Here is a 288-nt window from a genome sequence, read left to right on the forward strand (position 1 = left end):
GTGTCCACCAAGACCCACATCCTGAACCTGCTGCACCGGCTGACCGACGGGACAGCCTCCCAGGTCCCACCGATCGAGGCGCCCCAGGCCCTGATGCTGGCGCAGGAGCCCAAGGCTAACGTCGCGCGCTACGACAGCCTGCGTTCGAGAAATGGAGGCCGCCATGCGTCATGACCCGGCGGCTGCCGCCGTCACCATCATGCTGCGCAGCCTCAAGATGCACGGCATGGCGCAGGCCGCGGCCGAGCTCACCGAGCAGGGCGCGCCCGCCTTCCAGAGCGCGATCCC

The 288-nt window shown here is 69.4% G+C and carries 2 pseudogenes; both read left to right on the forward strand.

The window, feature by feature from the left end:
• Nucleotides 1-174: pseudogene (locus ACLF3G_RS29580) on the forward strand (IS21 family transposase); the annotation flags it as partial.
• Nucleotides 164-288, forward strand: a pseudogene (locus ACLF3G_RS29585) (ATP-binding protein); the annotation flags it as partial. The pseudogenes ACLF3G_RS29580 and ACLF3G_RS29585, both read left to right, overlap by 11 nt.

The organism is Falsiroseomonas sp. HC035 (genome assembly GCF_050563525.1).
In the GTDB taxonomy this organism is placed as follows: Bacteria; Pseudomonadota; Alphaproteobacteria; order Acetobacterales; family Acetobacteraceae; genus Falsiroseomonas.